The 12,892-nt window shown below is 38.9% G+C and carries 9 protein-coding genes; 7 read left to right on the plus strand and 2 right to left on the minus strand.

Translation table 11 applies throughout. The annotated features are described in order from the left end of the window. Nucleotides 1-1,555 (plus strand): AAA family ATPase (locus tag AC33VI_RS01960; RefSeq protein ID WP_491780591.1); only part of this gene is annotated, 1,555 nt, incomplete at its 5' end. Between the two features lie 103 nt (nucleotides 1,556-1,658). After that, nucleotides 1,659-2,252, plus strand: coding sequence for a DEP domain-containing protein (locus AC33VI_RS01965; RefSeq protein WP_491780592.1), 594 nt, complete (start codon nucleotides 1,659-1,661; stop codon nucleotides 2,250-2,252). A 12-nt stretch (nucleotides 2,253-2,264) separates the two neighbouring features. On the opposite strand, the gene AC33VI_RS01970 is transcribed toward AC33VI_RS01965, so the two are convergent. Continuing rightward, a complete protein-coding gene (locus tag AC33VI_RS01970) occupies nucleotides 2,265-3,485 on the minus strand; it encodes a DUF1501 domain-containing protein (RefSeq protein WP_491780593.1) in 1,221 nt (406 codons plus the stop codon). A 136-nt stretch (nucleotides 3,486-3,621) separates the two neighbouring features. After that, nucleotides 3,622-5,106 carry a DUF1800 domain-containing protein gene (locus AC33VI_RS01975; RefSeq protein ID WP_491780594.1) on the minus strand — a complete coding sequence of 495 codons (1,485 nt, stop codon included), beginning with the start codon at nucleotides 5,104-5,106 and terminating at the stop codon, nucleotides 3,622-3,624. A gap of 120 nt (nucleotides 5,107-5,226) precedes the next feature. Here AC33VI_RS01975 and AC33VI_RS01980 point away from each other — a divergent pair, with 120 nt between their 5' ends. From AC33VI_RS01980 to gntT, 5 genes are all read left to right on the plus strand, one after another. Next, nucleotides 5,227-6,444 (plus strand): FAD-dependent monooxygenase, encoded by a 1,218-nt coding sequence (locus AC33VI_RS01980; protein ID WP_491780595.1) that lies wholly within the window; start codon nucleotides 5,227-5,229, stop codon nucleotides 6,442-6,444. 119 nt (nucleotides 6,445-6,563) lie between these two features. Next, on the plus strand, nucleotides 6,564-7,358 hold the full coding sequence (locus AC33VI_RS01985; RefSeq protein ID WP_491780596.1) for a DNA/RNA non-specific endonuclease: 795 nt from the start codon (nucleotides 6,564-6,566) through the stop codon (nucleotides 7,356-7,358). Nucleotides 7,359-7,579: 221 nt separating this feature from the next. Further along, a complete protein-coding gene (locus AC33VI_RS01990) occupies nucleotides 7,580-9,544 on the plus strand; it encodes a glycoside hydrolase family 10-like protein (protein ID WP_491780597.1) in 1,965 nt (654 codons plus the stop codon). 248 nt (nucleotides 9,545-9,792) lie between these two features. Next, complete coding sequence (locus tag AC33VI_RS01995) at nucleotides 9,793-11,055, plus strand: RNA-guided endonuclease InsQ/TnpB family protein (RefSeq protein ID WP_491780598.1); 1,263 nt, start codon at nucleotides 9,793-9,795, stop codon at nucleotides 11,053-11,055. 23 nt (nucleotides 11,056-11,078) lie between these two features. After that, the gene (gntT, locus tag AC33VI_RS02000) at nucleotides 11,079-12,380 is read left to right on the plus strand and encodes a guanitoxin biosynthesis MATE family efflux transporter GntT (protein ID WP_491780599.1); all 1,302 of its coding nucleotides are present in this window, start codon (nucleotides 11,079-11,081) and stop codon (nucleotides 12,378-12,380) included. Nucleotides 12,381-12,892 lie beyond the last annotated feature (512 nt).

Consider the following 12,892-nt stretch of genomic DNA (forward strand, 5'->3'; position numbering starts at 1 on the left):
CACCCTGGCAGAAGATACCAAAGCTTTGTTGGGAGTAAAGATTTTAGATCGGGCGATCGAGCATTTAAAAAAAGCCAAAAGAAGTCTTCAGGAAGAATTACAAGAATTAGGAGATGCTCGTACTAAAGAGTTATTAAAACAACAAATTCAACTAGAAAAGGAACGAGAAGATTTACTTGCCAATCACCAAACAAACATCGAACGAGTCAAAACATTAGAACGACAAAAAAATAAATTAGCCCAAGATTTATTAGCTGTAAGTGGTGCAGACAAAATTCAACAACTTAAAACTAAATTAGTAGATAGTCAAACAAAACTTAAAAAAGATTTATTACAAAGCAAGCTAGAACTAAAAAAAATCTTATCCCAATCCAGCCATAATGTTTTTCTCACAAATTCCCAAGAAAACTTTACAGCAATTCTCCAAAAGTTGCGCGATCGCGGTCAATTATCTAGCGGAGTCAAACAAGAATTTATTCAACAATTATTAGAACAACAAAGTTGCCTTTGTGGTACAAATTTAATTCCCGATAGCGAAGCCTATAATAATGTCAAATCCTGGCTGACTAAAGTAGAACTGAAAAATATTGAATCAGCAGCAATTCGCCTAGAAAACAGGGTGGCAGAAATTCCATCTCAAACTCAAACCTTTTGGCAAGAACTAGACCGACAGCAAGCAAAAATCAACCATCATTATTTAGAACTAAACCGTTTAGAACGAGAAATAGAAAAAGTCAACCAACAACTAAAAAATTATCCCAATCGAAACATCCAAGAAATACAACAAAAAATTGAAACTATAGAAAACAATCTTAAAACCTTAATCTTAGAACGAGGAATTAATCAACAACAACAAAACGATTTAGTAGAAAAGTTAAATAAACTACTCAAACAAATAGAACGACATAAACTAACAGAAGACAAACAAAAAATTGCTCGTCAGCGTATCGATTTAACAGAGGAATCTATTACTAGACTGAATACAGTTAGAACTCGTTTAGAAAAACAATTTCGCTTGGCGTTAGAGCAAAAAGTTCGAGAAATCTTTAGTTTTATCTCTTTTACTCCCTATATCCCCAAGCTCAGTCGCGATTACGAATTAACCTTAGTGCAGAATCTGGGAGGGGTTGAAGTACCAGTAGCAGCATCTACAGGTGAAAATCAGATATTAAGCCTATCTTTTATTGGCGGAATTATCGATCGCGTACGACAATGGAGTCAGCGAAATACTTTAGTAGGATATGACAGCAGTACTTTTCCGATTGTAATGGATTCTCCTTTTGGCAGTTTAGACCAAATTTATCGCCGCCAAGTAGCTCAAGCAATTCCCGAACTGGCAAATCAATTAATTATTTTTGTCACTAAAACTCAATGGCGAGGAGAAGTACGGACAGAAATAGAATCTCGAATAGATTATGAATATGTGTTAACTTATTATTCCCCAAAAACAGATTGTCAACTAGATTGGCTAGATTTGAAACAGCAAAATTATCCTTTAGTTAAACACAGTTTAAATAATTTTGAATATACTAAAATTGTTGCTGTTAAGCGTTAATACTAATTATGTTCTGTGACAATAAAACAATCGATAATTCGCGAATTAGATCGACCCAGCCTTGTATCATTAAACGATAGCAGAATACTAGGAGAAAATATCAATGCTTTTCTTAGATAGCACTGAAGTAAAACATTGTAAATTAAGAGATAATCAAAAACCAATCTCTGGCATTATCTATCATGGTAAAATTTTCACCAGAGCTAAAGCATTTGCTAAAGAAGAATTAGAAATAGCCATCAAAGAATGTCGCGAAGATTTTTTAGACCATGAAGAACGTTCCCAAATTGCTACCTTACTAGTCAAAGATAAAAGTAGTGTTGGTATTTGGATGGAGAATAAAAAATATAGAAAAGAAGATATTTTAAAGCTGACTCAAGAATCTTCATCTCCTACAGAAAATATTAACCAATCTAAATCAGATAATAATCGTATTAATATTAAAGAACTAGCCAATCAAATGCGTTCTAGTAAAGACTTGGCAATCAAAACTCGCCGTTATAAACTTAAGTTATATCAGCGTTGTTTTTTGGGTAATGAAGCAGTAGATTGGCTAGCTAACCATGTTAAAATATCTCGTTCTGAAGCAATTAAACTAGGTCAAAAAATGTTAGACAAAGGCATTTTTCATCATGTTTCCGACGACCATCCTTTTAAAGATGAAAGTCTTTTTTATCGCTTCAAAAGCATCAAGTAATTTTAGTGGGATTTAAGCAAGAAAATCAATTCGATCTTGAAAATCATATTCGGGAAAAACACGGGTCAGACTAGCATTGGAAATATCTAAATGGTGTCGTAAAATTGTAGAAATAGGCGCTCTAAAATCTGTAGTGACGGGTAAATCTCTTTGTTGATGTAGCACCGATTTTTTCAATCCTAGCCATTCACCATAAATCCTTCCTCCACGTATCGAACCTCCTAAAAGCCACATCACATTCCCATGTCCGTGATCTGTCCCGCCATTACCATTTTCTCTAACAGTACGTCCAAATTCTGACATGACTAAAATCGTAGTATCGGCGAAAATTGGTTCTAACCCTTTGACTAAAGTTGTCAAACCTTTAGCTAAGTCGGGCAGCAACCGATTGTGCGTCGCTTTTTGATTGGTATGACTGTCCCATCCACCTATATCCATAAACGCTAGTTGAGTTCTAGTACTACCTACCATCAGTTGCGCCACTTCTGCTGCATCATCTACAAAAGCACTAACATTTTTAGCACCATTAGAAGCTGAGATCATTTCTCGCTTTAGTTCCGCCAGAACTACTTCTCTGGTTTTAATTCCTGCTTGATAAGCTTCACTCAGTTCGTCCGTACCCCCATATAAATTATGAAAAGCTTGATTGGTATGAGGATTATCAGTAGAAATTGGTCGAGTCGAACTTTTTCCTGGTTTTAAGTTGGCTATTCTCATTTTGCCTTTGAGAATCAGAGGTGTAGTAACCCCAATATTGAGAGCTTGAGTCACCTTTTCTTGGGGTAATTCCCCTAAAAGACGATTCATCCAGCCATCTTCAGTAGTTTTTACTCCAGGAGTACCGCTTTCTAGATAGTCTTGAGCTTGAAAATGCGATCGCTCTGTAACTGTCGATCCACTAGCATGAATAAAAGCCAGTTCTTTTTGTTTCCATAATGGGAGTAAATCTTGCAGTTTGGGGTGTAAGCCAAAAAAGCCATCTAAGTCGATCGCACCATCTTTTTCTTGAGGATAGGGCAAAGCAATAGTAGGTCTAGCTTGGTAATATTCTGCTTCTTGATGGGGAACAATTATATTCAAGCCATCGATCGCACCCCGCAAAAAAATAACTACCAGACGTTTAGGATTGCTAGTTCTAGCATTTGTTTGAGCCACGCAACTATTCAAACCCACAGGAATTAGCATTCCCGCAGTAGCGTAACTTATTGCCGTCAAAAAATTTCTTCTTTTCATATCACAATTAACAACTAACAACTGTACGGGCGGTTCGGACGCGAAGCTAATCCTTTAGGGCGAACCGCCCCCTACCAACTAACAACTAACAACTAACAATTAACAACTGTACGGGCGAACAGCCGTTCGCCCGTACTTAGCGATACATCGCTTCAGGGCTGCTTAAAACCAGTGCAGAACGTAATTTGGGCGCACTAGCGATCGCTTTTTTGGTGCGAGGAGAAAGTTCTCCCAGATTGCGAACGATTTTTTGATATTCAATTTTAGACTCGGGATTTAATCTTCGATCGGCGATCGCTTTAGCAAAAGTAATACGCTGCAACATAGCTTGAGGGTTGAGCCAGGCTTCTTGAGTATTCTTATATCCAGTGGGAGGCACGCAGAGAAATACAGGCATGGATAGTTGGCTTAACATTCCTTGGAGACGCAAAAAGTCGGGTTGTTCTATTTCTGCCAGGCGAACTAATGAAACTAGATATTGATAAGGGGTTTTGAATTTTTTCCAGTCTGCTTGAGGTTGATAGAATTCTGGACTATGGATCAAAGCATTCATTACTACTTTAATATCCCCTTGGCTCTCCAAAAACTTAGCTGCCAGCTGATTTACCAAAGTTTCGGGGGGTATATCTGCCACAAAGTATTGCGCCAATTTGTAACTAATAAAATGTGCCGTTGCGGGATGATTCGCCAAAATATCCAAAGCTTGTCGTCCTTCTTCAATTCCTTGGGCAGTAATTTTATGACCGAGAAATACTTTTTCTTTGGGATCGTGACGCTTGCTATTAAAGAAAAAGCCGATTTCATTTCCTTGTTTGCCATTATAAGCAACAGTCCAACCAGTAAAAATTCTTGCCAGGGTAATAATGTCCTCTTGAGAATAGCCTCCATTAACGCCTAAAGTATGAAGTTCCATCAATTCGCGGGCATAATTTTCATTTAGTCCCTGATATTTTCCTTTGGCGTTAGGACTATTAGGATCGCTATTATACTGATTGTCTAGATAAATCAGCATTGCAGGATGACTGGCAGTAGCTTCTAATAAATCTCGAAAATTCCCCAAAGCATGACGGCGAATTCGATTTTCATAATTGTCGATCCAGAAGGGAGTTTTACCCTTACTGGCAAAAACATTAAAATGGTTATACCAAAAATCAACCATTACTTCTTGTAACTGACGAGAAGAATATATTGCTCTGACTAAATGAATTTCTGTTGCTAAATCTTTGGCTGTCTTTCTTAATCGATCTTGCTGCTTTTTGAGCTTTTTGGCTGGCGGAGAAAATAAATTAGAGTGTTTTTTTCGTTTTTGTCCGATAACTCGGTGCTGGCGTTGCCATTCCAAGGGTTTGTGGTTTAAATCGGCAAATTCCTGTAAATATTCCTGTAAAATCTTGGATTCTGTCACAGTTTGCGGTTCTAACTGCTCTTGAAGATAAGCCTCAATACCTCGCTGCTTTACTTCTGTTAATTGTGCTGCTGTCGAGCCAAAACTCAAGCGTTCTAGAATATGTTTGACACTAGACTGTGGTAACGAACTATCCGCCCGTACAGTGGCGATCGAACCAAACCAGAAGCTTACGGCACAGAAGATACCTAATACCCAATACTGTAGTTTCTGCATTACTATCTCAGCTTAATATTTAAAATATATAGGGCGTGTCATCAATTAAGGGGAAGAAAGCTTTATTTTGATTTGAGAATAATTTTGTCGCATCCTATTTTAAACATTGAAAAATTATAAATGGTAGATAATCAAACACAGGTGGCGATCGTCGGGGCTGGTCCAACTGGTGCTACCTTAGCATTGCTATTAGTAAAACAGGGTATTCAGGTCAAATTAGTTGAAGCATCCCGCCATTTCCAACGGTTATTTCGCGGTGAAGGCTTGATGCCTAGTGGTTTGGCAGCCCTAGAACAAATGGATTTGTTAGAACTTGTTTGGGATCTACCCCATCAAGCGATCGACGCTTGGTCGGTTTTATTAAATAATCGATCGCTTTTTCGGGTTGACGAACCGATAGAAAGAGGGGGAATGCCTTGCATGACAGTTTCTCAACCCCATTTACTCAATGCTATTATCGATCGCGCTAAAAATCATCCTAACTTTGAATTTATTCCAGGAGAAGCCGTTAAAGATCTACTGCGACATGAAGGAAGAATTAGCGGAGTTAAATTAGCGGGCAATCGTCAAATTACCGCAGATTTGGTCATTGCTGCTGACGGACGTAATTCTACGATGAGAAACAAGGCAGGAATTAATTTAATTCAGTCGCACCATAGTATCGATCTTCTTTGGTTTAAACTAGACTCGGGCAAATTGCGCTCGCGTAAAAATGTTTTTTATTCCATTGTCAAAGGCAAAGATGCTTTTGGCTTATTTCGCGGTTCTTCGGGTCAATTCCATCTAGGTTGGGGCTTACACCCAGATGATACCTACAATTGGCAAGAAGTAGATTGGCTCGAAAAATTAACCGCTACAGCCCCTCCCTGGCTGGCACAACACCTGCAAACCCACCAAGCCAGCCTCACCAAACCCATGTTACTATCGGTAGTCGTCGGGCGTTGCGATCGCTGGTCTGTACCAGGGCTATTATTACTAGGAGACGCAGTTCATCCCATGTCGCCGATTCGCGCCCAAGGGATTAACATGGCGTTTCGCGATGCGATCGTAACTGCCAATCATCTAATTCCCTTACTAAATCAATCAAAAACCAATTGCGATCGTCTCGATGCCGTTTTACCCCTAATTCAAAGAGAAAGAGAACCAGAAATTATTCGCGTTCAACAGCTACAGGCACAAGAAATGGCTCAAGCAGAACTACTACATAATTATGGCTTTTTACGTTGGAGTGCGAGTATCTTTGCCCCCATCATTAGCCCTGGTATTCGGGCTTCTTGGTTGAGAAGACAACAACAACTCCGTCAAGGAGTCACTAATGTTAGCTTTAATCATAAATAGCTTGATCGACCAAAACAATGAATTTACAGCCTTTTTCAGTTGAATAGCTCTCTTGGAAAATTTGCTAGTTCGTAGTTTTTAGTTTTTAGTTTTTAGTTCTTAGTTTTTAAAGTTTAATTATGTGGTCTACCCATGTGAAAAGCGCAGTAATTGCGCCCAGACAGTTAGCCATTGTCTTAATGGCGATCGTGTTATTAACAGGCTGTACTAAAGTTTCTCAAAATGTACACTTAAAATATGGCAATCCCAGCCAAGCAGGTACTAGACGCAATAACTATTTGATCGAACGTCCGAGCTATGCCTTATCTTATAACTGCAATGCAGGAATATCCAACTGGGCGAGTTGGCAGCTAGATCGCAGTTGGTTGGGAAAAGTAGATCGTTCTAATGATTTTCGAGTCGATACAGATTTGCCCGATCAATGTTATGCTGCCAAACCTAGAGACTATCGCAATAGTGGTTACGATCGCGGACATTTAGTACCCAGTGGCGATCGTACTCGTCGTCAAGAGGATAATAGTGCTACTTTTATTATGAGTAACATTATTCCTCAAGCTCCTGCTAATAATCGGGAAGTTTGGCGAGAATTTGAAGAGTATTGTCGGGATTTGGTTGATCAGGGTAAAGAACTCTATATTGTGGCAGGAGGTAGTCAATTAGACCGAGAAATTGCTAACAATAAAATTGTGGTTCAAAAATATAATTGGAAGGTTGTTTTAATTTCGGATCTTATAAAAGATGAAATAACCCTTGATAATACAGAGACAATTGCAGTCTGGATTCCTAATTCTAAAACCGTTGCCAATACAAATTGGCGCAATTATATAGTATCTGTCGATCAAGTAGAAGAAAGAACTGGATATGATTTTTTTGCTCGCCTGCCTAAAAATATACAGCAACAGATAGAGCGTTAATAATTACATCTTGTCCGAAATTTATCGTCAGCCAAAATTATAGTTATTTTTTCGTAATAATTGACCAAAGATTTTTTAGATTGCCGATCGCTCGTCAAGATTACTGATACAAGTTACTTCTAACCAAGATTATAATAAGTATTTGCCAATCGAGTAATTTTATAGCAAATCAAAAGTTTATTTGTTATTAATTTTTAAAATAATCTATAGAGGTATTTTCTGTGATCGGAAATAGAAAGCATTTACAATACTTCTCGTTACAGGTAGGTATTATAGTTAAATTAATCGCAAATAAACTAATTAATCTAACTCTTCCTTTATTACCTATTACTTGTTTTACGTTACCAGCAGTAGCAGAACAACCCTTATTAAACAATAATAAAAATACCGAAGATTCTTTAATTCAATCGAAGAAATCGGCAGATTCACCCTCAAATTCTGAACCCAAGCGACCATTAAAAATGGTAATTTCTGCCGATAAAATACGCCTCATGACTCAAGAACTTCAAAGTGCGATCGAACGCTTTGAAACCACACTTTTAACAGCAGAAGCACGGGACAGCAAAATCAATATTTCTACTCTTGAAGTTATCCAAGAAATATTAGGTCAATCGAATGTAAGCAACAAGCAAAAGATCCAACTAATTCGTAAATCCAAATATCGCGACGGACGGCTGGCTTTGCATCGAGCCAAACAAGGATCGCTCCGATTTCAAAGTCTGATTGATCGACGTTATTACAATATGGCAATCAAAGAATGGTTTTCAGCTAAACAAGCCTTGTGGGATAACTACCCAACAGATCGTCCCCTCGGTCAGTCAGAAGTACGGGGAATGTGGCTAGATCGAGGAACTATTGTCCAAGCCAAGTCCAAAGCAGATCTCGTGCCAATTTTCGATCGCATGGCAAAGGCGGGAATCAATACCGTGTTCTTTGAAACAATCAATTCTGGTTACACGATCTATCCCAGTCGAGTAGCACCCCAACAAAATCCTTTAGTTAAAGGTTGGGATCCTTTACAAGCAGCCATCGAACTAGCCCGCGATCGCGGTATGGAATTACACGCCTGGATGTGGACTTTTGCCGCAGTCAACCAGCGTCATAATATTATTTTAGATCTGCCTCGCAACTATCCAGGTCCTGTATTATCTAGACATCCCGACTGGGGAATGACTGATGGGGAAGGGAGTCGCTTTCACTATACTTCAGGAAAAATTTTCTTCGATCCTGCCCATCCTGAAGTTCGAGAATATCTAACATCTCTAGTTACCGAAATTGCTACCAATTATGATGTTGATGGCATCCATCTAGACTATATTCGCTATCCTTTTCAGAGTCCCACGGGAAAAATAACCTACGGTTATGGTGTAGCCTCCAGAAACCTATTTAGCAAGCAAACAGGATTCGATCCCATACATCTTTATCCAGAACATCCCTTATGGTCGGAGTGGACGGAGTTTCGGAGCGAACAAATAGATAACTTTGTCGCTAATACTGCTGCTAATTTACATCAACTGCGCCCCGATTTAATTCTTTCTACTGCCGTCTTTCCTATGGAGAAACAAGAGCGTTTAGCTAAGATTCAGCAGCATTGGGAAACTTGGGTTGAAAAGGAATGGATCGATCTTTTAGTACCCATGACCTATGCTAAAAATACTGACGAATTACAGAGTTTGGCAGATCCTCTCTTAGCTGAATTAGACCGAGGTAAAGCTTTATTGTTGCCAGGTATTAGACTTTTAGATATTTCAGAAGTGGCAGCTTTAGATCAAATGCAGTTATTGCGGGGATTATCTACAGAGGGTTATGCCTTGTTTGCCGCCGAAAACTTAAATCCCGCATTTATCGATATTTTTAACAATACTCAAGGAGATATTACCGCCGAAACCAAACAGCCTTTACCCCATCGAGAGCCATTTCAAGTGAGCCTACTTAGGTATCAAAGTTTGCAACAGGAATGGAATTTTTTCTTAGCACAAAAAAAATCGGGATTAACCGATGCAACTCTTCAAGAATGGGGCATACAAGCAGACCGTTTGGCAGAAAATTTACAAAAGCTAGTAGATGAACCTTCTAAAAAGAATTTTTTCTCGACTCAAATTACCCTCAATTCCTTACGCCGACAATTTCCACGGTGGATGAAAAAAACTAAAAGTATAGAACCATATCAAGCAAAGGTTTGGTAAAATCGCCTCGATACTGTCGATCGCCTTTTAAGTTATGGCGAGAAAAAAATTCTCAATCCCCATCAGAAAGTTATCGTTCGTTAGTAGAGGCGTTGCGCGCAACGCCTCTACTAACTCTTGACTCTTGACTAGATTCTCAGGGATGATTGTTGCTTTGGGTGACCGATAATTTGGGGGATACAAGCCCTGTGCTTTTAGCACGGCTTTTTATGTTATCATTTTTTTGATACCGCAAGTACTAGTATCAAATGTTTGTTCTTGAATATAAAGTTAAACCTGCCAAAGCACAGATCCAAGCCATAGAAGAAGCAATTAGAACTACTCAGTTTATTCGCAATAAAGTGCTTCGATTCTGGATGGATAATCGCGGCGTAGGTAAAACTGAACTGTTTAGGTACAACACACAGCTAAGAGCCGAATATCCTTTTGCTAAAGAGCTGAACTCTCATGCTTGCCAAACAGCAGTAGAAAGAGTGCTACGTGCAGTTAATCGATTTTTCGCGAATTGTCGTAACCATAAGCCAGGAAAGAAAGGCTATCCACGTTTTAAGCACAACACAAGGTCTGTGGAGTATAAAGTATCGGGCTGGAAGCTATCAGATTGTCGAAAGCGAATAGCTTTTACCGACCAGAAAAATATCGGCACTTTAAAGTTAATTGGCTCTAGAGACATATACTTCTATCAGCCAGAACAAATTAAAAGAGTCCGCATAGTTCGGAGAGCAGATGGATATTACATTCAATTCTCCATCAAGCTCGATCCTAGAGATACAGTCAAAGCGATTGTTCCATCCCAAAAGGCAGTAGGGATTGATGTAGGCTTGAAGTATTTCTATGCAGACAGCAGAGGTGAAATAGTTAAAAATCCTCGGTTCTATCGAAAATCGGAACGACAATTAAATCGGGCAAATCGTCAAAAATCCCAGAAGTTCGTCCGAGGACGGGGCTTACAAGGGGCTGAAGTAAATTCAGCCCACAGCCCCTCAAAAAAGCAGTCTAACAACTATCACAAAGCAAGACGAAGATACGCCAAGAAGCATCTGAAAGTAAGCAGACAGCGAGAAGAGTTTGCCAAGAGAGTGGCACTCCGTTTAATTCAATCTAACGATTTGATCGTCTGTGAAGATTTGAATGTGAAAGGCTTAGTTAAAAATCGTCGTCTTGCTAAGTCCATAAGTGATGTTGCCTGGTCAAAGTTCAGGCAATGGTTGGAGTATTTTGGAGACAAATACGGCAAGATTGTAGTTGCTGTACCCCCGCACTATACCTCAGTTAAATGCTCTGCTTGTGGCAACAAGGTAAAAAAGAGTTTGTCTACTCGAACCCATGTATGTAAATGTGGCTATGTTGCCGACCGAGATACCAACGCAGCAGTTAACGTACTGCATTTGGGACTAAGTAGGGTGGGGCGCACCCTAACTAACGCCTGGGGAGACCCGTCCTCTAGCTCTGTTGGAGAAATCCTGCTGGGTTACGACGAGTCGCTGAACCAGGAATCCCCGTCCTTATAGTACGGCGGAGCGTCAAAAGTCTAATGAGTCGCAAAAAGTTTAGCCTTCAGAATCGCTTTTGGCGTTTGGCGGGAATTAATATCTTGTCTAATTTGATGGTGCCATTGGCAAGCTCGATCGACATAGCTTTTTTGGGTCATTTAAAAGATATTAACTATTTGGCTGGAGTTGCGATCGCAACTGTCTTATTTAATTATATTTATTGGACTTTTGGCTTTCTCCGTATGGGAACAACTGGTTTAACCGCCCAAGCCAGAGGACGAGAATCTCAAGCAGATATTATTCTGATTTTATTGCGGAATATTGCGATCGCTTTGGGTGTCGGTTTAATTATTCTCTTATTACAACAGGCGATCGCCAATATTGGTTTTGCCCTGCTACAAGGAGACTCAGGAGTCATTGCTGCTGGTCGAGATTACTATCGCGGTTTGATTTGGGGCGCGCCTGCTACCTTAATTAATTTTGTCATTTTCGGCTGGTTTTTAGGTAAAGAAGAAGCCAATAAAGTTTTACTGCTTTCAATAGTCAGTAAAGGGGCGAATATTGTCTTAGATTATTTACTCATTGTCCGTTGGAATCAAAATAGTTATGGTGCTGGGGCTGCAACGGCAATAAGTCAGTATATAACTCTATCTTTGGGTTTGATTTTTATCTTGCGTCAACTTCCTTTAAGTACCTTGCGATCGCATTTTGCTCAACTATACAATCCTACGGCTTTAAGAGGGATTTTTGCCCTCAATCTAGATATATTAATTCGTACTCTTGCATTAGTTTCTACCTTTGCTGCTTTTACTAACCTTAGCGGAATTATGGGGACAAATACTTTAGCTAGCAACACTTTATTATTACAAGTAGTTACCCTGGCGGCATATTTTATCGATGGTATTGCCTTTGCCACCGAAAGTATTGCGGGAAATCTTCAGGGAAAAGGGGACAAAAAACAATTAAATTATCTTTTAAAATTAGCAGGTAGCGTTAGCTTAATTGCAGGGCTATCTTTTGCAACTACTTTTAATTTATTTCCCCAACAATTATTCGGTTTACTCACCAACCACGCATCAGTAATCGAAACCCTAAAAAACTATCTTTGGTGGCTATTTCCCGTTTTAGGTTTTGGCGCGATCGCTTATATGCTTGATGGCTATTTCTTAGGTTTAACCGCAGGTAAAATTCTCCGTCAATCTACTATAATCGCTACCTCAATTGGTTTTATACCCCTAGCAATTTTAGCTTGGCATCAACAAGCAAATAATCTCCTTTGGTTAGCTTTAACTTTATTCATGGCAACTAGAAGTATTACTTTGTTATATTTTTTGCGCGAGTAACAATTGGCTAAATGATATGGGAACTATTATAATTAGCTACGAACATCCAGATAAAGAATTTTCTAGCCAATTCATAGAAGTTTGGAAGAATATTATTTTTGATGAAACGGGTATGAATTATGATATCAGTTCATTTGGTAATATTTTTAAGTCTGAAGAAATATTCCGTTCCATCCAAAGCTATTAACAATTCTTTTTTCGAAATTAAGAAATTAATTGATTGATTTATTTTTATTTCGGCAAATTTTTGAACCATTTTCTTAGATTGAGAAAGTACCATTTAAGATTTTTGAGAATTGTACAAATATTTCTCCTGCCAAAAATGGAAAATTTGCCCTCTAGCTATTAGTTAGCGACTTTGCTACGCTAACTAATACCAATTCTCTATAACAATGCACTAAATAAAAAATTCTTCTTTTGCGCCTTTGCCCAGCGCACCGATCTGGGCTTGCCCCGTTTGGCTCGGGGTAAACGCCTTTGCGAGAAACAAAATCTCAATAATATTAAGTGCA

Source organism: Waterburya sp., assembly GCF_058530065.1.

Excerpts from the sequence above, each read along its gene's own strand:
- AC33VI_RS01965 (WP_491780592.1), top strand. The coding sequence starts at position 1,659 with ATGCTTTTCTTAGATAGCACTGAAGTAAAACATTGTAAATTAAGAGAT.
- AC33VI_RS01970 (WP_491780593.1), bottom strand. The coding sequence starts at position 3,485 with ATGAAAAGAAGAAATTTTTTGACGGCAATAAGTTACGCTACTGCGGGA.
- AC33VI_RS01975 (WP_491780594.1), bottom strand. The coding sequence starts at position 5,106 with ATGCAGAAACTACAGTATTGGGTATTAGGTATCTTCTGTGCCGTAAGC.
- AC33VI_RS01980 (WP_491780595.1), top strand. The coding sequence starts at position 5,227 with ATGGTAGATAATCAAACACAGGTGGCGATCGTCGGGGCTGGTCCAACT.
- AC33VI_RS01985 (WP_491780596.1), top strand. The coding sequence starts at position 6,564 with ATGTGGTCTACCCATGTGAAAAGCGCAGTAATTGCGCCCAGACAGTTA.
- AC33VI_RS01995 (WP_491780598.1), top strand. The coding sequence starts at position 9,793 with ATGTTTGTTCTTGAATATAAAGTTAAACCTGCCAAAGCACAGATCCAA.
- gntT (WP_491780599.1), top strand. The coding sequence starts at position 11,079 with ATGAGTCGCAAAAAGTTTAGCCTTCAGAATCGCTTTTGGCGTTTGGCG.